Source organism: Leeuwenhoekiella obamensis, assembly GCF_055391795.1.
On the sequence record NZ_AP029251.1, the window covers coordinates 882,980 to 906,452 of the forward strand.

General features: G+C 39.0%; 22 protein-coding genes. 5 read left to right on the plus strand and 17 right to left on the minus strand.

Annotated elements, in window-relative coordinates; genetic code table 11:
* Positions 1–20: 20 nt before the first annotated feature.
* The 8 genes from ACZ5L8_RS03890 to ACZ5L8_RS03925 form a co-directional block, all read right to left on the minus strand.
* Entirely contained in the window at positions 21–833 is an 813-nt protein-coding gene (locus tag ACZ5L8_RS03890; protein WP_464439920.1) for a DUF4249 family protein, read from the minus strand.
* A complete protein-coding gene (locus tag ACZ5L8_RS03895; protein WP_464440912.1) occupies positions 833–3,196 on the minus strand; it encodes a TonB-dependent receptor in 2,364 nt (787 codons plus the stop codon). Before ACZ5L8_RS03895 ends, ACZ5L8_RS03890 begins: the two co-directional genes overlap by 1 nt.
* A 134-nt stretch (positions 3,197–3,330) precedes the next feature.
* Positions 3,331–5,556 (minus strand): NADP-dependent isocitrate dehydrogenase, encoded by a 2,226-nt coding sequence (locus tag ACZ5L8_RS03900; RefSeq protein ID WP_464439922.1) that lies wholly within the window; start codon positions 5,554–5,556, stop codon positions 3,331–3,333.
* A gap of 709 nt (positions 5,557–6,265) precedes the next feature.
* The gene (gene rplS, locus ACZ5L8_RS03905) at positions 6,266–6,616 is read right to left on the minus strand and encodes a 50S ribosomal protein L19 (RefSeq protein WP_462598741.1); all 351 of its coding nucleotides are present in this window, start codon (positions 6,614–6,616) and stop codon (positions 6,266–6,268) included.
* Between the two features lie 136 nt (positions 6,617–6,752).
* Positions 6,753–7,430 carry a tRNA (guanosine(37)-N1)-methyltransferase TrmD gene (trmD, locus tag ACZ5L8_RS03910; protein ID WP_464439924.1) on the minus strand — a complete coding sequence of 226 codons (678 nt, stop codon included), beginning with the start codon at positions 7,428–7,430 and terminating at the stop codon, positions 6,753–6,755.
* A 9-nt stretch (positions 7,431–7,439) separates the two neighbouring features.
* A complete protein-coding gene (locus tag ACZ5L8_RS03915) occupies positions 7,440–8,048 on the minus strand; it encodes a hypothetical protein (RefSeq protein ID WP_462598739.1) in 609 nt (202 codons plus the stop codon).
* 117 nt (positions 8,049–8,165) lie between these two features.
* Positions 8,166–9,377 carry a DUF748 domain-containing protein gene (locus ACZ5L8_RS03920; protein WP_464439926.1) on the minus strand — a complete coding sequence of 404 codons (1,212 nt, stop codon included), beginning with the start codon at positions 9,375–9,377 and terminating at the stop codon, positions 8,166–8,168.
* A gap of 122 nt (positions 9,378–9,499) precedes the next feature.
* A complete protein-coding gene (locus tag ACZ5L8_RS03925) occupies positions 9,500–10,903 on the minus strand; it encodes a trypsin-like peptidase domain-containing protein (RefSeq protein WP_464439928.1) in 1,404 nt (467 codons plus the stop codon).
* Positions 10,904–11,041: 138 nt separating this feature from the next.
* Between ACZ5L8_RS03925 and dapF the strand changes: the two genes are divergently transcribed.
* The 4 genes from dapF (at position 11,042) to ACZ5L8_RS03945 (ending at position 14,329) form a co-directional block, all read left to right on the plus strand.
* Positions 11,042–11,815 carry a diaminopimelate epimerase gene (gene dapF / locus ACZ5L8_RS03930; RefSeq protein WP_464439930.1) on the plus strand — a complete coding sequence of 258 codons (774 nt, stop codon included), beginning with the start codon at positions 11,042–11,044 and terminating at the stop codon, positions 11,813–11,815.
* Complete coding sequence (locus ACZ5L8_RS03935) at positions 11,806–12,345, plus strand: GNAT family N-acetyltransferase (protein ID WP_464439932.1); 540 nt, start codon at positions 11,806–11,808, stop codon at positions 12,343–12,345. Before dapF ends, ACZ5L8_RS03935 begins: the two co-directional genes overlap by 10 nt.
* Positions 12,335–13,378 (plus strand): endolytic transglycosylase MltG, encoded by a 1,044-nt coding sequence (gene mltG, locus ACZ5L8_RS03940; RefSeq protein WP_464439934.1) that lies wholly within the window; start codon positions 12,335–12,337, stop codon positions 13,376–13,378. The genes ACZ5L8_RS03935 and mltG overlap by 11 nt, the downstream gene beginning before the upstream one ends.
* 285 nt (positions 13,379–13,663) lie before the next feature.
* The gene (locus ACZ5L8_RS03945; RefSeq protein ID WP_462598733.1) at positions 13,664–14,329 is read left to right on the plus strand and encodes a peptidoglycan-binding protein LysM; all 666 of its coding nucleotides are present in this window, start codon (positions 13,664–13,666) and stop codon (positions 14,327–14,329) included.
* Between the two features lie 49 nt (positions 14,330–14,378).
* On the opposite strand, the gene ACZ5L8_RS03950 is transcribed toward ACZ5L8_RS03945, so the two are convergent.
* The 3 genes from ACZ5L8_RS03950 to dnaA form a co-directional block, all read right to left on the minus strand.
* Positions 14,379–15,095, minus strand: a complete 717-nt coding sequence (locus ACZ5L8_RS03950) for an SAM-dependent methyltransferase (protein ID WP_464439936.1) — start codon at positions 15,093–15,095, stop codon at positions 14,379–14,381.
* A gap of 12 nt (positions 15,096–15,107) precedes the next feature.
* Positions 15,108–15,563, minus strand: coding sequence for a low molecular weight protein-tyrosine-phosphatase (locus tag ACZ5L8_RS03955; RefSeq protein ID WP_464439938.1), 456 nt, complete (start codon positions 15,561–15,563; stop codon positions 15,108–15,110).
* 68 nt (positions 15,564–15,631) lie between these two features.
* Entirely contained in the window at positions 15,632–17,062 is a 1,431-nt protein-coding gene (gene dnaA, locus ACZ5L8_RS03960; protein ID WP_462598730.1) for a chromosomal replication initiator protein DnaA, read from the minus strand.
* Between the two features lie 201 nt (positions 17,063–17,263).
* Here dnaA and ACZ5L8_RS03965 point away from each other — a divergent pair, with 201 nt between their 5' ends.
* Complete coding sequence (locus ACZ5L8_RS03965) at positions 17,264–17,668, plus strand: acyl-CoA thioesterase (protein ID WP_464439940.1); 405 nt, start codon at positions 17,264–17,266, stop codon at positions 17,666–17,668.
* On the opposite strand, the gene ACZ5L8_RS03970 is transcribed toward ACZ5L8_RS03965, so the two are convergent.
* The 6 genes from ACZ5L8_RS03970 to ACZ5L8_RS03995 form a co-directional block, all read right to left on the minus strand.
* Positions 17,665–18,270: an IMPACT family protein gene (locus ACZ5L8_RS03970; RefSeq protein WP_464439942.1), complete on the minus strand. Its 606-nt coding sequence runs from the start codon at positions 18,268–18,270 to the stop codon at positions 17,665–17,667. The two genes, ACZ5L8_RS03965 and ACZ5L8_RS03970, sit on opposite strands and share 4 nt — an antisense overlap.
* A gap of 3 nt (positions 18,271–18,273) precedes the next feature.
* Complete coding sequence (locus tag ACZ5L8_RS03975; RefSeq protein WP_464439944.1) at positions 18,274–19,143, minus strand: EamA family transporter; 870 nt, start codon at positions 19,141–19,143, stop codon at positions 18,274–18,276.
* Positions 19,140–19,754, minus strand: coding sequence for an HAD family hydrolase (locus ACZ5L8_RS03980; protein ID WP_464439946.1), 615 nt, complete (start codon positions 19,752–19,754; stop codon positions 19,140–19,142). The genes ACZ5L8_RS03975 and ACZ5L8_RS03980 overlap by 4 nt, the downstream gene beginning before the upstream one ends.
* A gap of 121 nt (positions 19,755–19,875) precedes the next feature.
* Positions 19,876–20,757 (minus strand): SDR family oxidoreductase, encoded by an 882-nt coding sequence (locus ACZ5L8_RS03985; protein WP_464439948.1) that lies wholly within the window; start codon positions 20,755–20,757, stop codon positions 19,876–19,878.
* 11 nt (positions 20,758–20,768) lie between these two features.
* The gene (scpA, locus tag ACZ5L8_RS03990) at positions 20,769–22,829 is read right to left on the minus strand and encodes a methylmalonyl-CoA mutase (protein WP_464439950.1); all 2,061 of its coding nucleotides are present in this window, start codon (positions 22,827–22,829) and stop codon (positions 20,769–20,771) included.
* A complete protein-coding gene (locus ACZ5L8_RS03995; protein ID WP_464439952.1) occupies positions 22,829–23,470 on the minus strand; it encodes a hypothetical protein in 642 nt (213 codons plus the stop codon). The genes scpA and ACZ5L8_RS03995 overlap by 1 nt, the downstream gene beginning before the upstream one ends.
* Positions 23,471–23,473 lie beyond the last annotated feature (3 nt).

Genomic DNA, 23,473 nt, shown 5'->3' on the forward strand with positions numbered 1-23,473 from the left:
TCGCCGAAAGGCAATTTAAACTATTCAATAATTATATCATTGTAGTACACGGCACTTATACTGAAATATCCCAGCGGATAATGCGCCGCATTTGTCTCGTTAATTATATTACCGCGAACCTCTGAAGGCGGAGCAGCAAAGGGATTTCCAGAGTTTTGACCAGATTGATTGATCACGATGCTCATGTAATCATAAAATGGTTTTGTGATGCCATACAGCTGCACATTTAACGTGTCTGTAGGTTTCACATTCTCATAAAAATAACTGAACGAAAACGCCTGACCTTTGTAAAATGTGTCTTCGCTGGTTAAAAATTGACCGCGATCTAGGTTAAAAAGGTAATAATCATCACGATCTGGCGCGTCTGTGTAATATAAAATCACCTCTGTCTCATCACCAGCAAAAAGTCCATTATCGCCTTGTTTTAAAGAATCTATAGGTACCGCCGGAATGTAATTTGAAGTTGAAGAATAAGTCTCTTCTTTATAATTTACGATAAGATCAATGGGTTGAGAGGTGATAAATTGGCGAGGCACAGCGGCTGCGTAATACCCGTTACCTTGCTCGTTAAGCCTGTAAGTGATCGTCCCACCCTTAAGATCTATCGTCGCTCCATTAACATTAGGCACAGAATCTGCGTAGTAATCTGCAGTTTCAGTGAGTTTAACGCTTGCCACAATATTGTTTGATTCATTATCAGGAACCGCTATTAGCGCATCAATTACAAGACGTTTATCAGTAGGAGGTAGATCAACATCTACAACCTCCTGGCAGCTTATGATCATTAGGCTTGCGCCAAAAATCAACATGCAATATTTAATCAAGCGCTCCATCAAAACTTAAAATTATAGGTTACTGAGGGAAGAATCCCAAAAATAGACGTCCTTACTGCTTCATTCTCGCCAGTATCCTCATTTTGTCTAAAGTTAATAGAAGCAGCATTCATGCGGTTGTAAAGGTTATAAACGCTAAAAACCCATTCGCCTTTTATCTTTTTGTTTTGGTTGTTTTTTGGCGTAAGCGTAGCCGCAACATCAAGGTGGTGATAGGCCTGCAATCTTACTGAATTACGCTCACCATAATTAGAAATTGTGATGCCTTGGAATTTTGATTGGCTCACAGGATAATTTGTGGGCTGCCCAGTTTGAAAAACAAAATTAGCGCTGAAACTCCATTTTTTGCTCATTTTGTAACTGGCAAAAGCACTAAAATCATGTGTTTTATCATAAGCTGAAGGATACCAATTACTATTATTAATTCCTGTTTCTACCGGAGTGCGACCAGGAGTTTTTTGCTCACTGCGCGAAAGAGTGTACGCTAACCATCCGGTGAAATCTCCGCTGTTTTTCTTAGCGAGAATTTCAAGACCATATGCTCTGCCAATTCCCGGAAGAATCTCGCCCTCAATAGCATCATTTGCTATAAGCTGTGCACCATTGCGATAATCTAATCTATTTTTTATGTCTTTATAAAACACCTCAGTTTCTAGAGAATAGTCACCATCTTTAATTTCGGTAAAATAGCCTACTGCATATTGATCTAGCAGTTGCGGTTCGATATACGGGCCACTGGGAGCATAAACATCTAGCGGAGTAGGAGAGTTTGTGTTAGAAATTAAATGCAGATACTGCGCCATGCGATTGTAACTCGCTTTTAAAGATGCTTTGTCACTAAATGCCCAAGCCAAAGATGCTCGCGGTTCTAGATTTGTAAAACTCGCAAGATTCTCTGTGTTGGTTTCAACCTCACTAGGTATGGCTGGTTGATAGATCTTTAAATTAGGATCAAAAAGTATGGGGTTGTCATTTGCATACCTATTAAATGAATCCTGCCCCAATCGCTGAAAATTACTCACGCGCAGACCGTATCTTAAGGTTAGGTCTGAGGTGATGTCTTGTTCCATTTCCGCGTAAGCGCTAAACTCATTTGCAAATTTATGTGTGAGCTGTGATGGTAAGATACCAGAATCTGGCCGGTTAGGCTCGATCGTCGCGGGATTAAAACGATAATAAACATTATTGATCCCGTAAGTCAATTTTAGTTCGCTAGTCAAATAATGCTGAAAATCGTATTTCAAGTTGAAATTGCGAATTCCAGAATCATACTGAAAACCCACAAAATCCAGTAAAAGGCCGTAGTAATAATCTGAATAGATCAAGGAGAGATTTGAGAAAAGCTTGTCTGTAAAAACGTGATTCCAGCGCAGGTTGAGCGTTGTGTTGCCATAGGTGTTTATAAAACTATCGCTTACGCCAAAAAGGTCTCGCCCGAAGTATCCTGATAAATAAAGGTTGTTGTCTTCGTCGATTCGGTAATTGATCTTTGCATTGAGATCATAAAAGTAAGCCGAGTTGTCAATGTCAAAAAGTGGTAAAAAAAGATGCGCGTAAGAAGCACGACCACCTATCAAAAAAGCCGATTTGTCTTTAACAATAGGACCTTCAAGCAATAATCTACTGGCTACTGCGCCAATACCGCCATTAGCATGAAACTCTTTGCCATTTCCTTCTTTTTGATAAATATCAAGCACCGAAGCTACACGGCCGCCATAGCGCGCGGGGATTCCGCCTTTGTAGAGTTTAAGATCTTTGATAGCATCTGGATTAAAAACCGAGAAAAATCCAAACAAATGTGAAGAGTTGAAAATAATAGCTTCATCCAGTAAGATCAAATTTTGATCTGCAGCGCCACCGCGTACGTTAAAACCAGAAGCGCCTTCGCCAGCACTTGTAACGCCTGGTAAAAGCAAGATAGATTTAATCACATCTACCTCGCCAAAAACCACAGGAATTTCTTTGATCGTAGAAGCTGTAAGGCTGTTAACGCTCATTTGCGGCTTCCTGATATTGATCTTCTCAATGTCTTCCTCGATCAAAACTTCGTCAAGCATCTCGGTAGATTCTTGCAAGCTGAAGTCGGCTTTGAGGTTTTGATCTAGGTTGATTTTTTTTGTGATAGGCGAGAAGCCTAAAAATCGCACTTGTAGCTCGTATGATCCGGCAGGCAAAGTAATAGAGTAGAAGCCGTATTCATTTGTTGTGGTTCCTTTTCCTAATTCTGGGAATAGAACATTTACACCTATTAACGTTTCGCTAGAAGCTTCGGCGGTGATCGTACCGCTTACAGTAAAACTTTCTTGCGCCCATACACTGGTGATCGCAAAAAGAAAAACCAGTAGCGATGTAAATTTTTTGATCAAGCTTTTTTTTATAAAAATAAAGGTCTTTCTTCAGTAAATCACGTATTTCTGTAAGAGATTTCTTTTGGCTTAAAGCCAAAAAAAAGAGCCCTGTAAAAATACAGAGCTCTCAATATTTATAATATCAATGCTTATGAATTGATAATTGCATTAAGCGTTGTGCTAGGACGCATCGCAGCGTTTGCCTTATCTTCTGATGGAAGATAGTAACCGCCAAGATCAACTGGCGATCCTTGAGCGTCTAACAATTCTTGATGGATCTTCTCTTCGTTAGCTTTAAGTTCGCTTGCCATCTCAGCAAAATGCACTTGAAGTTCTTTATCTTCTTCTTGAGCGCCAAGAGCTTCTGCCCAATAAAGAGCAAGGTAGAAGTGGCTACCGCGGTTGTCGATCTCGTTAACTACGCGAGAAGGAGATTTCTTGTTGTCAAGGAATTTGATCGTTGCTTCGTCTAGAGCTGCTGCAAGAACTTTAGCTTTGTTGTTGCCGTTTGCTTCTGCTTCATGCTCAAAAGAAACTGCAAGCGCAAGGAACTCACCAAGAGAATCCCAACGCAGGTGACCTTCTTCTGTAAACTGCTCAACGTGCTTAGGAGCAGAACCACCAGCGCCAGTTTCAAACAGTCCACCGCCGTTCATTAACGGTACGATAGAAAGCATTTTTGCACTTGTGCCTACTTCTAAAATTGGGAAAAGGTCTGTGTTATAATCACGCAATACGTTACCTGTTACAGAGATCGTATCAAGACCATCTTTCATGCGCTTAAGCGAAAATCTAGTAGCTTCAACTGGAGACATGATCTGGATGTCTAGACCTTCAGTATCGTGATCTTTTAAGTATGTGTTTACTTTTTTGATCAATTCTGCATCATGCGCACGATTTTTATCTAACCAGAAAATCGCAGGAACACCAGTAGCTTTTGCACGATTTACAGCAAGTTTTACCCAATCTTGAACAGGAGCATCTTTAGTTTGACACATTCTCCAGATATCGCCTTCTTCTACATCGTGAGAAAGAAGAACTTTTCCACGTGCGTCTTTTACTTCTACTTTACCAGCTGTAGCGATTTCAAAAGTTTTATCATGAGAACCATATTCTTCAGCTTTTTTAGCCATAAGACCCACGTTAGGAACAGTTCCCATTGTTGTAGGGTCAAATGCACCATTTTCTTTACAGAAGTTTATGGTTTCTTCATAAATACCTGCGTAGCTACTATCTGGAATTACAGCTTTAGTATCTTGAGATTTACCATCTTTGTTCCACATTTGTCCACTGTTACGAATCATTGCTGGCATTGATGCATCAATGATCACGTCACTTGGTACGTGAAGATTTGTAATTCCTTTATCGCTGTTTACCATTGCAAGGTCAGGGCCATTGTCAATAGCAGCTTTAATATCGTTTTCTACTTCAGTGCGTTTAGCTTCTGGTAGATTTTCTATATCGCTTAATAGATCAGCAAGTCCGTTTTTTGGGTCAAACCCAACAGACTTAAGAGCGTCTGCATGTTTTGAGATAACATCAGCAAAGAAAACCTTCATCACATGACCAAAAATGATAGGGTCAGAAACCTTCATCATTGTAGCCTTAAGGTGAACAGAGAATAAAATCCCTTTGTCTTTTGCGTCTTGTACTTGCTCTTTTAAGAACTCTTCAAGCGCGTTTTTGCTCAATGTTGTAGCATCGATCACTTCACCAGGAAGAAGTGCTAAACCTTCTTTAAGAACAGTTGTGCTGCCATCTTTGCCGGTAAGCTCGATACTTACGTTTGTGCTGTCGCTTAGCGTTAATGATTTTTCGTTATGTCTAAAATCTCCATGAGACATGGTTGCAACGTGAGACTGGCTGTCTGACGACCATGGCCCCATGCTATGCGGATTTTTCTTAGCAAATTCTTTTACCGGTTTAGGTGCGCGACGGTCTGAGTTACCTTCACGAAGTACTGGGTTAACAGCACTACCTAGAACTTTAGCATATTTTGCTTTGATTTCCTTAGCCTCATCAGTAGAAGCGTCTTCAGGATAATCAGGAACGGCAAAACCAGCAGCTTGCAATTCTTTGATCGCAGCAGTAAGCTGAGGAATTGAAGCACTAATGTTTGGAAGTTTGATGATGTTTGCTTCTGGACTTTTTGCCAGTTCTCCTAGTTCTTCTAACGCGTTAGGCACGATCTGATCTTCTTTAAGATAAGAAGAGAAGTTTGCCAGAATACGACCTGCAAGTGAGATATCTTTAGTCTCAAGGTTTATGTTAGCAGATTTTGCGAATTTTTGAATAATAGGGAGAAGCGATCTGGTAGCTAGAGCAGGAGCTTCATCTGTTTTTGTATAAACAATAGTAGAAATGCTATTTGACATGTTCATTAAACTTTTTCAAACTTCCCGCTATGTAGGTAAGCCGGGAATTATATTTATTAGTCTTTACTGAAAATTTTGGTTTGCAAATATAGGATTTTGCAGCCGGTTTTAACAGATGAGAAGTAGATTAAGAAAACGTTGTGAAATTTTTGCCGTATGGCGAAAACAAAAAAGCCATATCATTGTACTAAGTACCTTGACATGGCTTCTAATGATTTGCTTTTTTACCGGTGAACCCTTGAAGTTCTACAAGCAAGAATATTAGTACTTGCACCGTAAAGCAACTCATTGAGAAATATTGGTTTTCAAATCTTAATTATCTGCACCGCAATTTCCCGATACTGTGATCTTAATTACGTGTCTATTGTAGATTTTATCTTGTTTCAGGAGTTTAACTCTTGAGAAACTTCAAAAACCAAGACATAAAAACCGCATTGGTCAATCTTAAGATCATCAGCAAAAGTGAGTCTTAAAAAAGATGACGTTTAATTTTCAGAAACGGTCAACTCATTTAATATCACAAAGAACGTTTTAAGTTGCAATTAAAGCATTATCTAATTGTTTTACTAAGATAGTGAAGAAAACACTTACTTTTTTAAAACCTCAAAAATTTAGTTTTCAAACGGTTATGAACTGCAGTTATTAACAATTGTTCAAAAAATAAGGCTCCCATTTGGGAGCCTTAAAGCTTTTAAGAAAAGAAGTGAGATTATTTTCTAACCTCTTTAATTCTTGCTTTCTTACCAGTAAGACCTCTAAAGTAGAAAATACGAGCTCTACGTACTTTACCTTTCTTGTTGATCTCTACCTTTTGAAGAGCAGGTAAGTTAAGTGGGAAGATACGTTCTACACCTACTGTACCAGACATCTTACGGATAGTAAAAGTCTTAGTTGCGCCAGTTCCTCTTACTTGGATTACTACACCACGGAAAAACTGCGTACGTTTTTTTTCACCTTCGCGAATTTCGTAATAAACAGTGATGGTATCACCAGCACCAAATTCAGGGAAATCTTTTTTCTCTACGAATTCGTCTTGAACAAATTTAATTAAGTCTTCCATTTTACAGAAGTTTAAAGGTTTACAAAGGTCAACATGCACGAACATCGCCAGAGGTTAGCCTTATGAGGGCGCAAAGATACAACTAATTACAAATCTGGCAACAGTTGTAAATAATTAGTTTTCGCTGCAGCAAAATCTAATCTTCCAGAAGATCTGGACGCCTGTTTTGCGTGTGTTCATAGGCTTTCTCTTCACGCCATTGCTCAATTTTTGCCGTGTTACCTGAAGTTAAAATTTCAGGAACCTTCCAGCCATTGTATTCTGCAGGACGTGTGTAGATAGGTGGAGCCAGCAAATTATCTTGAAAAGAATCTGTCAAAGCACTTACTTCATTACCCAGAACACCAGGAATTAGTCTGATAACCGCATCGCAAAGTATTAGTGCTCCCAACTCGCCACCGCTCAAGACATAATCACCTATGGAGATCTCACGAGTAATAAAATGATCGCGCACGCGCTGATCTACTCCTTTATAATGACCACAAAGGATGATAATATTTTCTTGAATGGAAATTTGATTGGCGATGCCTTGATTTAAAGTCTCACCATCAGGAGTCATGTAAATTACTTCATCATAATTCCTTTTCGCTTTAAGCGCAGAAATACATTTGTCTATAGGCTCTATCATCATCACCATGCCTGCACCGCCGCCATATTGATAATCGTCAACTTGCTTATAGCTGTTGCTGGTGTAATCTCTAAGGTTGTGAAGATGAACATCTACAAGTCCTTTTTCTATAGAGCGTTGCATGATAGATGCCTGAAACGGACTCTCTAACAAATCTGGAACTACGGTAATAATATCTATGCGCATGGCTGGATTTTAGCCTTTAGAATTCTTTATTTGCTTGTTGCGCTCATCTTGAAGTAGACGGCCCATTTTTTGTTCTTTTTCTAGCGCTTTTTTACGGTAATCCTCATATTCAGATTCTGTGTCAGCAAGTTTGTGTTTTGCCTCTTTAGTCTGTGCGTTGCTAGATTTAAAGCGCATTGCAAAGAAAATCGTAGCTAGCGCAAGCACAGCAATAATTCCCCACATCAGACTTTTGTAGCCGCCTTTGCTCATGGGCATTGCAAAAAGTTCAATGCTATCTTTTTCTTCGCGCGTGTCACTTAACGTTTTGTTTGTACTGCCCAGTGTGTCTTTTAATCCAGTGATCTGTGAATTTTGCTCCTTGATCTTCACATTAAGATCGCCTATGCGTTGCTGCAACATATTTATCGTGTCGCCGGTGTTTTTACGCAATTCATTGATCGCGTATTTTTTAATCACCTTATATTCTTGATAATTATTTGAGCTCTCAATAAGATCGTCAAATTGATTATCAATGGTATTAACACGTTTTTGCGCTGGTTCTGAAATTTCAGTTTGTGCAACAGCTGCAGAAGAAATTAATATAAGGAGTAAGAAAAATATATTCTTATTGATCATTTTAATTGGTTTTGGACTTTTTCATTATCTCGTAACAACGGTTAATAATCGCCGTTATTATGAATTTGCAAAATTACACAAAACCTTTTTGGCTTTCGCCAAAAGTCCTAAAATACCCTAAATAGAATCATTTTCTTTTTCCTCACGACGTTCTTCCCTGCGTTCTTGGCGTTTAAGTTCGCGATACTCTCTTTTTTCTTCTCTTGTCATATCGTCAGGATCTTTATCAAGAAAAGCATCTTTATATTCTATCTCGTCGTTGATGTCTGTTTTAAAAGCATGAAACCACCCATTCTCAAAAATGTTAAAGATCGTAGGTAAAATGCCAGCTTCAATATTATTGAGATCACCTTCTAGCGGAACTTCTGTAGCGATAGTATCTGTGCCTTGATTTTTAAGAATGAACTTGAACATACCTACAAAACCTTCCCAGATCACACCTAGAATTCCATCTTCTTTACTGATCATTTTAGAATCTTTGAGCATTGGTTTTATATACCCTTTAAAGTGACCATCAGCTATTGCAAACTCGCTGTAAACTGAAACATCACCGCTTTTAAAGTCAATCCCAGCGTAAGCTCTTGTAAGATCATTTACTGCAGTGACATTTGCATTTTCTAATGAAATATTAAGATCCATATCAGGAATTTCTTTGATAATATTTAATGCGCCATCTAGTTTAAATTTCCCTTGGCCAATGCTAACAGCAGATGCTGTGATAGGCGAGGGGAGTTTTTTTCCATTCTCGCGCACGTTTCTTAGATTATCTGCCGTGAGCGATAGTTTATCAAGATAAAGATCTATGTCTGGTTCTGTTTGAAGTTTTACAAAACCCATTTTACCATCATAGATCTCAAAATGGTTGATGTCAATAGGTACGATCTCTGTGATCGCTTTGGTCCAATCTTCTGTATCTGCGTCACCTTCTTCAGAGGTTGCTTGTTGATCTTCAAAAACATAAATAACCTCTGGACTGAACATTTCTATCTCGCTCACGATCTTCCCCTTAAAGAGAGATTTCCATTCAATTGAAATATCTGTCTTAGGAAAGTTGAGAAATGGTACTTGAGTTTTTGCGTTTACTTTATTAAGGTAAAGTCCGTTGAGGACGTAGGCACCGCGATATAGAGCGATATCCACATCTTTTACTTCGCCATAATAACCCGGGATATCTGCAAGAACTTTATTGATGTTGTTCTTAACGATCGAGGGAAGCATAATCCTAAAAATTATCAAAGCAATGATGATGATCGTAGGAATTATAAAACGCTTTTTTCGGTAGGCTTTTCTTTTCTTTTTTTTGCTTTTTTCTTCTGTGTTCTTCGTCATAGCAGCAATTTCGAGTTTTAAAAGTCGGCGAAAATCAAGTGTTTGCCAGTTAACGAACTCACAAAATAAAAAACCCATCTGCCGGGACGGATGGGTTTACTTTTGGCGAAAGCCAAATACAATTATTGCTTTATAAGACGGTTTACTTCACCAGCTTCATTAATAAAAGTGATGCTTATAGGATCGCCTTTACTTTTCTTGCTCATGATACGCTCAACATCTTTAATGTCTTTTACTTCCTTGTCGTCAATCGCAGTAAGAATAAAAGGACGATAGCGCTCTATTTCCTTATTTTTCACCTTATTTATTACAACACCATTTTCTAGATTAATGTTGCTTAGATCTGCAGAAGTCGCGTTACGGATCTCAAAACCTAGATCGGCAAGATTTAGCGTTTCGAGTTTTATAAGTTTTACAGAAACTTGTTTTTCATCACCATCTCTAATGATCTTAACATTAACGATATCATTAGGACTTTTTGAGTTAAGATAGCCTGTAAGATCAGAGAAACCTTTAACTCTAATTCCATCAATTTCTTTAATGACATCACCTTCTTCAATGCCGGCTTTATCTGCACCACCATCTGGCTCAAGGCCTTCTACATAAACGCCCTCTACTTCATTAACTTCAAGCTTTTGAGCAATTGTAGGATTTAAGCTAATTCCGCTTACGCCCAGAATTCCTTTTTGTACATCGCCATATTCTATAAAGTCGCTCACGATCTTCTTAGCAACATTAGATGGCACGGCAAAAGAATAACCCACATAGCTACCTGTTTGACTAGTGATCGCAGTGTTTATGCCGATTAATTCGCCGTTTATGTTTACAAGCGCACCGCCGCTGTTTCCAGGGTTGATCGCAGCATCAGTTTGTATAAAAGCTTGTGGATTTTTATCAAATTCGTTTATATCTCTGGCTTTCGCCGAAATAATCCCTGCAGTAACTGTGCTTGTCAAATTAAAAGGATTACCCACGGCAAGAGCCCATTCTCCTACGCGCACAGTATCAGAATCTCCAAATGGAAGATACGGCAGATCATCATCTGCATCTATTTTAATTAAAGCGATGTCAGCATTAGGATCAGTTCCTATAACTTCTGCGCTATACGTGCGGTTATCATTAAGAGAAACTTCTATCTCGTTTGCTCCATTGATCACGTGATTGTTTGTCACGATATATCCATCTGGCGAAACGATCACGCCGCTACCAGTTCCACGCAGGCTAGGTCTTATTTCACCGCCACCTTGAATATATTCGCGCATTGTGCGCGGTCTTACTCTTGCAAGTTGAACATTTTTAACGTGTACCACCGCATGAACAGATCGCTCAGCAGCTTCGGTAAAGTCAGCATTTGTGCTGCTTACAGGCGGTCCTGAATAAGAAACGGGCAAGAAGTTAGAATCTTTTTGATCTGTAGCAATAGGGTAAGGATCAGCATTGTGATCGTCGTCTATTAGTTTATAGGCGCCCAATGTAATACCACCACCCAGGATGGCTACAAACAGTAAACTGGCAAATTTCTTCATTGTACTATAAATCTTTTAGAACTTAAACATTAATAATTACGCTTGATGTCGTCAGATGTTGCACCATTTAACGTTGATTTAACACCTCTTAAAATTTAAGCAATTCTTACTTTTGTTTTTAAAATAATAAGAGATCAAATGGGCATACCATTTTACAAATATCAAGGTACGGGTAACGACTTTATCATGATCGATAACCGTCAGGGTATATTTTCCAAAAATGATACCAAACTAATCAATACCATGTGCGACCGAAAATTTGGCATAGGTGCAGATGGATTGATCTTGCTTGAGAATCACGAAACACTAGATTTTACCATGGTTTATTATAACGCAGATGGTAACCCTAGTAGTATGTGTGGCAATGGCGGTCGCTGTATTGTAGCTTTCGCCAAAAGGCTAAACATCATATCTGATAACACAACCTTTATGGCTGTAGACGGTGAGCATGAGGCAAAGATCATTGATGGAAAAGTTCATCTTAAAATGATAGATGTAGACAAAGTGGAAGATCATGGAACGTATCTTTTTGCAAATACCGGTTCTCCACACCACGTTGAACTTGTAGAAGATCTTGCTGGTTATCCAGTTTTTGAAAGAGGTTCTGCAATACGATATGGTGAATTATATGGCGAGGCCGGAAGCAATATCAATTTTGTAGAAAAAAAGGAAGAAGGTTTTGCTTTGCGTACTTACGAGCGCGGTGTAGAAGATGAAACACTAAGTTGTGGTACGGGAGCGACTGCTGTTGCTTTAGCTTTAGATACTTTAAATAAAGTTTCAGGAAACTCAGTGAAACTAGCTGTAGAAGGTGGAGCACTTGAGGTTTCTTTTGAAAAGGTTGACACCGGTTATAAAAATATCTATCTCATAGGTCCTGCCGAAAATGTCTTTGAAGGAGTATGGCCATAAAACTTACAGGAAATACCATAAAGCTTCGAGCGCTTGAGCCAGAAGATCTTAATCTTGTTTTCAAAGTTGAGAACGATGAGAGCCTATGGCATCTTAGCACCACGTTAGCACCATTCTCAAAGCAAACCATTACTGAATATCTTGAGAATGCATACCGAGATATTTTTGAGGTAAGACAGCTTAGATTAATAATTGCCTCAAAAGAGAATGACGAAGCGTTGGGGATGATTGATCTTTTTGATTATGATCCTAAGCACAGAAGAGCAGGAGTAGGCATTCTTATTTTTGAACAAGCAGATAGAGGTAAAGGTATCGCTACAGAGGCTTTATCCTTACTCATAGATTATAGTTTTAAGCATCTTGATATGCATCAGCTGTATGCAAATATCATAGATGACAATTTGCCAAGTATTAGACTTTTTGAGAATAAAGGGTTTAAACAAATAGGCTTAAAAAAAGACTGGCTGCGAATAGAAGGCCAGTATCGTAACGAATTTTTATACCAACTTATACATACAGATGTACATTAAAAAAATACTATTGATCATCGCTTTGCTAGGCGTAGTAGGCGGCGGAATTTTTGCTTACACCATTTATGGTAAATTCTTTGACCCTAACACAACCTTCAATAATGATGTTGCACATGTTTATATAAGAACTGGTGCGAGCTATAGTGAAGTAAGAGAAGAATTAAAACCGCTTATAGAAGATATGGAGTCGCTTGACGCTGTCGCTCAGCGAAAAGGCTACACAAACAACATCAAACCTGGTCACTTTATTATTAAAAAGAACAGCGGTAATCATGAGATCATTAATTCTATAAGAAGTGGAAACATCCCAGTGAAGATCGCATTCAATAACCAAGAACGCCTTGTGGATCTTGCGGGCAGAGTTTCTCAACAGATCGAGGCAGATAGCGCTGCGCTGGTTGAAGCATTTACAGATAAAGATTTTCTGGCAAAAAACGGACTAGATCAAGAAACTGCACTTTCATTGTACATTCCTAATACGTATGAGTTTTACTGGAATACAGGTGCAGAAGCCTTTAGAGACAGAATGAAGAAGGAGCATGACAGATTTTGGAACGAAGATCGTTTGGCTAAAGCCAAAAAATTAAATCTCACTCCAGAAGAAGTTTACACCGTGGCATCTATAGTGCAAAAGGAAACAGCAAAGGTTGATGAGCGTCCCAGAGTTGCCGGAGTTTATGTAAACAGATTAAAACGCGGAATGAAGCTTGACGCAGATCCTACGGTAATTTACGCGGTTAAAAAGCAGAAAAATGATTTTAATATCGTGATCAAGCGTGTGCTATATAAAGACCTCGAGACCGATTCTCCGTATAACACTTATAAATACACAGGTGTGCCTCCAGGGCCTATTTTTATGCCAGACGTGTCAGCTATTGATGCTGTTCTTAATCCCGAGGATCACGATTATATTTTCTTTGTAGCAAATGTCTCAAAGCCCGGTTACCACATGTTTGCAAAGACCGCTGCGCAGCATAACGCAAACAAGCGCCAGTATGTAGAGTGGATCAATAAGCAGGGCATAAATCGTTAATATTCAGTTAATTTTAATTGAATACGTGTTTCTGAAGCCCTGAAAAGCCGGGAAAATTAAAGGATTTTCAGTATTTAACTTTACTTTATGGTATAGTCCATAAGTTTTACGAATAATTTAACTGCAATTTATTCGTTATTCATGAGTTTTGTTGTGAATAATGCAAGGAACTAAATCGATAAATCACTGTCATACAGTGTATTGAAAAAATAGTTGTATCTTTGCGCGCTGAATAGGAAAGGGTGTGACACTCCATGCGTTGGAAGCCTTTCTGAAAAAACTTATATGAATAGAAATATAATTAAACTTGCAGCATTGCCATCAGTTTTTGGTATTGTGGCATTGGCATCAAGCTTAAAGGAGACACAGAGCACTGTAGATTCTACTGAGGGATTAGAGCTTTTTTATACCGCTCCCCACGCAGACGAGCTTGAAGTAAATGAGACGATCGCAAATGTAGGAGCTACTGGTAAATCTTTTACCGGCTTCAAGCAGGCGTTGGGATTCAAAGAATCTCAAAACGATTATAAGAAGATCAACAAGTATGGTTATCTTGGTAAATATCAGTTTGGCAGAAGTACATTAAGACTTCTAGGTGTAACTGATACTGATGAATTTCTCAACAACCCACTTCTTCAAGAGAGAACTTTTTTGGCTAATGCCAAAAGAAATAAATGGGTACTTCGTAGAGATATTAAGCGATATGCAGGTAAAACTATTAATGGTGTGAAGGTTACAGAATCTGGGATTCTTGCGGCTGCACACTTAGCAGGACCAGGAAGCGTAAAACGCTATCTAAGGTCTGGTGGAGTAGAAGGTTTTAGAGATGCCTTCGGGACTTCTATCAGAAGTTACCTCAAGAAATTTTCGGGTTATGAGGTTTCTTTTATAGAGCCAGATCGTAACGCAAAAGTTGATCTTGATGGTCTTGCGTTTAATGACAAGAAATAATCACTAAGGTTTATAGATCGGAAAAGGGCAATCAATTGATTGCCCTTTTTTATTTCTGTATGATGAATATCGCTGGTCTTTTATGTAGATCTGGTTTTGATTTTTTCCAGAATTGTATGGGCGCTGTTTTTATAAATTCGGTAGGTAATGTTATATCACAAGCGATGCACAATTTTGTGCTTGGCGCCAAAACACTACACAAAACATCTAGCATTTTATTATTGCGATAAGGAGTTTCAATAAAAGATTGAGATTGATCTACATCTCCTGAAAGTTTTTCTAAACGTTTTATAGCGTTTTTTCTTTCTTTATCGTCAATGGGTAAGTAACCATTAAAAGCAAAATTCTGACCGTTCATTCCGCTGGCCATCATTGCCATTACTATAGAAGACGGCCCCACTAGTGGAACGACTTTAATTCCCTTTTCGTGAGCAAGTTTTGCTACATCTGCACCTGGATCTGCAATTCCAGGAACTCCAGCTTCAGATATCAAACCGATGTTTTTTCCTTCTAGGCATGAATTAAGAAAGGAAGGAATATCCGCAACATCTGTATGTTTGTTTAATGCATGAAGTTTTAATTCTGGCTGCTTTACTTCAGGCGCAATACTTTTTATGAATCGGCGAGCACTTTTTTCGTTCTCAACAATAAATTCGGTTAGACTTTCAATAGTACTTTTCACCGAAAGGGGTAAAACAGCTAAAGGATCACTTTCTCCCAAAGTTGTGGGGATCATGTATAGTTTGCCATAATTCTCGCTGCTCATAAAGAAGTTTTTTTAAGAAAGTCTATTTGCGATGCGGGTTGTGGCATCGTCTATCATGCTAAAAACCTTATCAAAACCGTCATCGCCGCCATAATAAGGATCTGGTACATCTACATTTTCATCAGGGAAAATTTCGTTTAAGATAAGTTTTACCTTGTCTTTGTCTTCTTGTGTTGTTGCCATTTCTAGCACGTCAACTAGGTTAGAATTATCCATCACAAAAATGTGATCGTAGGTGTCAAAGAAGTCTGATTTAAACTGCATTCCTCTTTGATTTGAGATGTCAATTCCATTTTTCTTAGCGACTTCAACGCTTCTGGGATCTGGTGATTTACCCACATGCCAAGGACCTGTTCCAGCACTTTCGACGATAAAATTTGCTGGGTCAAGTTTAGATTTCAGCAATCCTTCTGCTAGGGGAGAGCGGCAAATATTGCCTAAGCAGACCATGAGTATCCTGGTTTTCATCAGGTTAAAATTTTCTTGTGCCTATTGATTTAAAGGGCGCAAATTACATAAAAGCCTAAGGCTTACAATTACATTGTAAGCTTTTTATTTAGGTCTTCTACATATTTTCTAAACTGTTTATCAGTAGATGATAAATTGTCTACCGTTTTGCAGGCATGAAGTACGGTTGCGTGATCTCTTTTACCTATTTGTGAGCCTATGCTAGCAAGAGAAGCCTTTGTTAATTTCTTAGCAAAGAACATCGCAAGTTGTCTTGCTTGCACGATGTGGCGCTTACGGGTTTTAGATTGTAATGTTTCAACATCCATCTGGAAGTAATCACTCACTACCTTCTGAATATAATCTATAGAAACCTCACGCTTAGTTTGTTTCACGTAGTTCTCAACAATTTTCTTGGCAAGATCTAGTGTAATATCCTTGCGGTTAAAAGAAGAGTGCGCTATAAGCGAAATAATAGCACCTTCTAACTCGCGGATGTTCGTTTTAATATTATTAGCAAGAAACTCGATGATATCTTCTGGCATTTCCACACCATCTTGATATAATTTGTTTTTGATGATAGATATTCTTGTCTCAAAACCAGGTTGTTGCAATTCTGCGCTTAATCCCCATTTAAAACGTGATAGTAAGCGTTGCTCAATATCTTGCATATCTACAGGAGCTTTATCACTTGTTAAAACAACCTGTTTTCCATTTTGATGTAAATGGTTAAAAATATGGAAGAACACATCCTGTGTTCCTGCCTTACCAGATAGTAATTGAATATCGTCTACAATAAGAACGTCAATGATCTGGTAAAAGTGAATAAAGTCGTTGCGATTATTTTTTTTAACAGACTCTATATACTGCTGCGTGAATTTCTCTGCAGAGATATAAAGAACCGTTTTCTCAGGATACTTGTCTTTAATTTGTACTCCTATGGCATGCGCCAAATGCGTTTTACCAAGACCTACGCCACCAAAGATAAGTAGTGGATTAAACGAAGTTCCACCAGGCTTGTTTGCAACTGCTAAACCAGCAGACCTCGCAAGACGGTTAGAATCTCCTTCTAAGAAGTTATCGAAGTTGTAATTAGGATTCAGTTGAGATTCTATCTCAAGATTACGAATGCCAGGAATTACAAAAGGATTTTTAAGTTCAGGACTTTTATTCTTTAGAGGAGCATCTACATCCTGAGGTTTCATTGTGTTAGCTCTGTTTGAGCTAGGTATCTTCTCTGTAAAAGGATGGCGGTTCCCGTAGGTATTTTCCATCTTAATTACATAAACCAATTTTGCCCCTTCGCCTAACTCACGTGTAAGTGATACTTTAAGTAACTTAACGTAATGTTCTTCTAGCCATTCATAAAAGAATTTACTAGGAACCTGTATGCTCAAAGCATTGTCAGTTAGCTTTACAGCTTTGATAGGTTCGAACCAGGTTTTGTATGCCTGCGGGGTAATATTGTCACGTATAAATAATAGACAGTTATCCCATACCGATTGCGCAGTCACACTCATTTTTAGGTTGAATTTTATTATTGTTTTTTTAGGCTAAGGGTGCCGAAAAGTGAGAAAATGTAGGGCTTTTCGTTTCAATCAGCACGGGGCAAATATGTGAACAAAATTTGTAAATAAAAAAAAATATCACATTGCTTTTCTAGAATTTTTTTTGCATAATCTTGAAACGAAAAGAATATCTAATTTTATTGTTAATAATCTATGTTTAAAAGCCAAACTTTCGTAAAGGTACGATATGCAGAAACTGATCAAATGGGAGTCGTGCATCACGGGAATTACGCTCAATATCTGGAACTTGCGCGCATCGCTTGGCTCGAAGAATTAGGCATCTCCTATAAAAGTATGGAAAAAAACGGGATTATGCTACCTGTTCACGAAATGAAAATTTCTTATCACAGGCCCGCTTATTTTGACGATCTTTTAAAGGTAGAAGTCATCATGGATAAAACCCCAAGGTCAACCATAGAATTTGACTATAAAATCTATAACGAAAAGAACGAGTTATTAACAACCGCATCTACGCGATTAGTCTTTGTAAATATGGAAAATAATCGTCCCACACGATGTCCTCAATATATACTCGACAAACTACAGGCAATCTCTTAATTAAAATCGGCATCCACACCGTAAAGTCCGTTAAAAATATCCTTAATTTTCACTTCGTCCTTAATAGGATATTCTAAAACAAAATCGCAATTCATTTCCATTTTGCGATCAATGACCTCAAGCTGATTTTGTTCAATAAGACGTTCAACAACACTGAGTTTATCATAGCCAAAACTCAATTTTACTTGTGCCGTAACTTCTTTAATAATGATATGAGAAGCTTCAAGAGCAAGTTTTGCACTGTTTTTATAAGCAGTGATCAGTCCGCCTACGCCTAGTTTTGTGCCGCCATAATAACGCACACTTGCAACAAGAACATTGGTAAGTTCAAAGCTTTGTATCTGTCCATAAATGGGCATTCCGGCGCTATTGCTGGGTTCACCATCGTCATTTGCACGGTAACTTTCATAATTAGCGCCTAGCTGCCATGCGTAACAAATATGTGTTGCTTTTGCATGTTGAGACCAAAGCTCCTCAAGTTTTTCTTTGATCTCTTCTTCCGTGGCAACGGGAAAAGCATACCCCAAGAATTTACTTCCTTTCTCAGTGAACAAGGTTTCTTCATTGGCTTTCGCCAAAGTTCTATACACGCCTTCCTCCATATTTTAAAAAGCTAATGTTACCAGAACAATACTTAAAACCGCAAGAATAATTCCTGCCCAGTTTTTCTTTGATAGGCTTTCGCCAAAAAGCGCAATACCCACGAGCGTTGACACCATCACAATTGCAACGTTATTTATCGTGAAGACCGTGCTGCTGTCAAGACCATTGGATCGAAGCGCTTTTACCAGAAAGTAAATAGAGAAATAATTAGGGATCCCGAGGCAAATACCGCCTATCAAATTTTTCAGTTGAAACTTGAATTTCCCCTGAATCATTTGAACGATCAAAACACAAACACCCACGACAAAAGCAGTGGCAAATATAGAAGCCGAAAAAATAGGAATATCACTTTCTGCGACGTAGCTGTCTTCAAGATATTTTATGCTAAGATCAATAATACCGCTGCCTAAGAAAACCAAAACTGGAAAAACTAGATTCTTCGTTTCGATCTTTAAACCTTCAGATTTTTTAATGGATGCAAGATACACGGCGATTAAAGCGAGAATAATTCCCACGCCTTTAGAAATACCAAGTTCTTCACCATAATAGAAAATCCCAAACGCAATGGGAATTACGACACTCATTTTCGTGGCAACGCTAACAACAGAAATACCGCTGCGCTGCGTAGTTAAAGCCATGAGATTAAAAATGATGATAAAAAGAAGTCCTAGAGCAAGGCAACCATAGATCCAAGGCTGTTGAGCGATCTCGCTAGGTTTTATTTCTCCTTCAAAAGCTACAACTCCAGAAATTGTCGCAAAAAGATAATTCACCACGATCGCCTGAAAGGTGTCAACATTGAATTTTGCAAACAGCTTAAACGCAATAAAAATAAGGGTTGAGGCGAGAATGCTACAAAGTAAAAAGATCAAAACAAGTCTGCTTTAATGGTAAATAAATCGGTAACATCTTCTTGACCTGCGTGCAAATGCCACGTTTGAATTCCTAGCGAAGCGGCGCCCATCGTATTCACTAAAGTGTCATCTATAAAAAGCGTTTCGGTGGGTTTAAGATCATTTTCTTTGAGCACAAAGTCAAAGATCTCAAGATCTGGTTTGCGCATTTTCATTTTTTGAGAAAGATAGAATTCTTCAAAACACTGCTGAAAACGGGCAAAGCGCACAGCTCCCATATTTTTTATCACCTGCTCAATGTGTAGGTCATTTGTATTGCTCAGTAAGAAAAGGCGATATTCTCGCTTTCGCGAAAGCGACTCGATCCATTTTAATCTATGTTCTGGGAAATCAAGAATGATAGAATTCCACGCAAGTGTAAACGCAACTGGCGATAGCGTAGGGAAGCGCTCAGTATAATATGAGATCAATTGCTCATCAGTAAGCAACCCTTTTTCATAATTATCAATGACGGTTTGCATTTTCTCGTCAATCTCTTCAATTCCTGATTTTTGCAGGGCTATTTCTGGCGCTTTCTTGTCGAGATTGATGAAAATATCACCAAAATCAAAAATGATGTTCTTGATCAATGGTTGGTTGTTTAGTCGATTAGTTGATTAGCGAATGGGGTAATGAGCAAATTAGCTTTTAACTAGAATTAATTGATGTTTAAAGTCTAATATCTAATATCTCAATACTCACGTCTAACTTCTAATTACTCTTTTTAGCTCGTATCATTGCTTCCAGCTGATCCCACATTTCTTCTGGGATATGCTTTAAAATATTGAATTGTCCAGCACCTTCAAGCCATTCACCGCCATCAATCGTCACCACTTCGCCATTCACATAAGCAGAAAAATCAGACATTAAATATGCTGCCAGATTTGCCAATTCTTGATGGTCGCCTACGCGTTTAAGCGGTACTTTTTTAGCAAGATCAAATTTATCCTTTAAATCACCGGGCAATAGTCTGTCCCAAGCGCCTTTAGTAGGAAATGGGCCTGGAGCAATAGCGTTAGAACGAATACCATATTTTGCCCACTCAACAGCCAGCGAACGCGTCATAGCAAGAACTCCGGCTTTTGCTGTTGCACTTGGTACAACATAGGCAGAACCCGTCCAGGCATAGGTTGTCACAATATTTAAAATTGTGCTGGTCTCATGTTTTGTGTCAATCCAGTGTTTACCAAAGGCAAGCGTACAGTTTTTTGAACCTTTTAAAACGATATCAATTATCGTATCAAATGCATTTGCAGATAATCGCTCTGTAGGCGAAATAAAATTCCCCGCGGCGTTGTTAAGCAAACCATCAACTTTACCATACTCGTCAAGACAGGCTTTTAGCATTGCTTCCACCTGGTCATAATGACGCACGTCACATTGCACGGGCAATACTTTTCCGCTGGTTTCTTTTTCGAGTTCTTCAGCGGTAACTTTTAATTTTTCAAGGTTTCTTGAGGTTATGGCAACATTAGCGCCGAGCTCAAGAAAGTATTTAGTCATGGCTTTTCCCAGTCCGCTACCGCCACCGGTAATCACAAAAACTTTCCCTGAAAGGGCATCTTCTCTTAGCATTCCTTGTTTATAGCTCATAACTTAAAATTTTATTCTACGGTTTGTATCAATATTTCTAAAACAGCGATCGCGGCGTCACTTATTTTGGTTCCAGGACCAAAAACAGCCACGGCACCTGCATCAAATAAAAATTCATAATCCTTTTGCGGAATCACACCACCTACGATTACCATAATATCATCGCGGCCTAGTTTCTTCAATTCTTCGATTACTTGAGGAACCAAAGTTTTGTGACCGGCGGCTTGTGAAGAAACACCTAAAATATGAACGTCATTTTCTGTGGCTTGCCTTGCAGCTTCTGCCGGCGTTTGAAACAACGGACCAATATCTACATCAAAGCCCACATCAGCATAACCTGTGGCAACCACTTTTGCACCACGGTCATGACCATCCTGACCCATTTTTGCAATCATAATGCGGGGTCTGCGACCATCAAGTTCAGCGAACTTATTTGCCAGTTCTCGTGCTTTTTGAAACGATTTATCGTCTTTCACTTCCTTGCTGTATACTCCGCTAAAAGAACGAACTTCGGCTTTATGTCTGCCAAAAACTTCCTCCAGCGCATCTGAAATTTCCCCTAAGGTAGCCCTTTCACGAGCAGCCTCCACGGCTAATTCCAATAAATTTTTGTTATTCTTTGCGCCTTCTGTCAATGCTTTTAAAGCATCATTCACTTTCTCAGAATTACGCGAAGTCTTTATCGCATTGAGTCGTTCAATTTGTGAGCGGCGCACTTGATCGTTATCCACTTCCAGTGTTTGCAATTGCTCTTCTGCCGCAAGGCGATATTTATTCACGCCCACAATTACATCTTGACCACTGTCTATTCGGGCTTGTTTTTTGGCGGCAGCCTCCTCGATACGCAGTTTTGGGATGCCTTTTTCAATGGCTTTTGTCATTCCGCCAAGTTCCTCAACTTCCTCGATAAGTTCCCATGCTTTCTGCGCGATCTCATCGGTAAGTTTTTCAACGAAATGGCTTCCTGCCCACGGGTCGACCGTTCTAGTGATCTCAGTTTCTTCCTGAAGGTAGATTTGTGTATTTCTTGCAATCCTCGCCGAAAAATCTGTGGGTAAAGCAATGGCTTCATCAAGCGCGTTGGTATGTAAACTTTGGGTTCCCCCAAAAGCAGCCGCGGCTGCTTCAATGGTTGTGCGGGCAACATTATTGAAAGGATCCTGCTCTGTGAGACTCCATCCGCTGGTTTGACAATGCGTTCTTAAGGAAAGCGATTTTTGATTCTTTGGGTTGAATTCGCTCACGATCTTTGACCAGAGCATTCTCGCTGCACGCATTTTTGCGATTTCTCTAAAATGATCCATCCCAATGGCCCAGAAAAAGGAAAGTCTTGGAGCGAACTTATCAACGTCCATTCCGGCGGTGATACCTGTTGTTATGTATTCTCGTCCGTCTGCTAAGGTGTAAGCCAACTCAATTTCAGGGGTTGCTCCGGCTTCTTGCATGTGATAACCAGAAATAGAAATGGAATTGAAACGAGGCATTTTCGCGGAAGCGAACTTAAAAATATCTGAAATTATGCGCATCGACGGAGTAGGCGGGTAGATGTAAGTGTTGCGCACCATAAATTCTTTAAGAATGTCATTTTGTATAGTGCCGCTCAACTTCTCTGGTGAAATGCCTTGCTCCTCAGCCGCAACAATATAAAAGGCCATGATGGGCAAAACGGCGCCATTCATGGTCATTGAAACCGACATTTTATCAAGCGGAATGCCGTCAAAAAGGATTTTCATATCCTCTACGCTGTCAATCGCTACGCCGGCTTTACCCACATCGCCCACCACGCGATCATGGTCGCTGTCGTAACCGCGATGCGTTGCAAGGTCAAAAGCCACAGAAAGTCCTTTTTGACCCGCAGCCAAATTACGACGGTAAAAGGCGTTGCTTTCTTCGGCGGTTGAGAAACCTGCATATTGCCTAATTGTCCACGGGCGACGCACGTACATTGTGCTGTAAGGACCACGCAAATACGGCGGAATACCGGCAGCAAAATCCAGATGCTCAAGCTCTGGATATTCAGCTGATTTTTTAAACGAATCGAGATTAATATGTTGAACGTCTTTGCGCTGCATTAAATCTTTGTTTTTGCAATAAAAGGGTCAAAATCTACTTCAAAAGGTGTCGTTAAAACAATTTGCATTGTTTTTTTAGTAGATGTGCTAAGCACATAATATGACTTGTAGAAAAACTTATTAACTTCGACATTATGAACTTTATATATCGCTTTAAAAATCTTCACATCATCTGTAGCTCTAAATGATGCATGGATTTTCTCAAAATTTGTTGTTACGTTAGTTGGCACATTATGTACTTGAGTAATCATTCCTAAAATAGACTTAGCATCCTGACGATTAAAATCAAAGTAAGGTGTTGTCATTAAATAGTACTCAGACATAAACTCAGCATTATAAAAAAGATAAAAATTGCCTTTTGACATATCTTTCGTTGCTTGAAGATTCTTGATCATCTGGTTTTTTGCCTTTTTATCAGTGGCTATCGAGTCAATAGCTTCGCTGTATTGCTGTATACTTTTACGCTCAAAACCTTTAGGTAAAAATATCCTTAAATTATCATCTTCTAACGTGTGGTATTTGCCTTCAACTTTAGTAGACTCATCGGCTGTAGTCCAGTTTTGAGCTGCATCGACAACTTGTTTACAAGCATAGAATGAAACTAGAAGGGCAAGAAGAAATATTATTTTTAATGTTCTCATCAG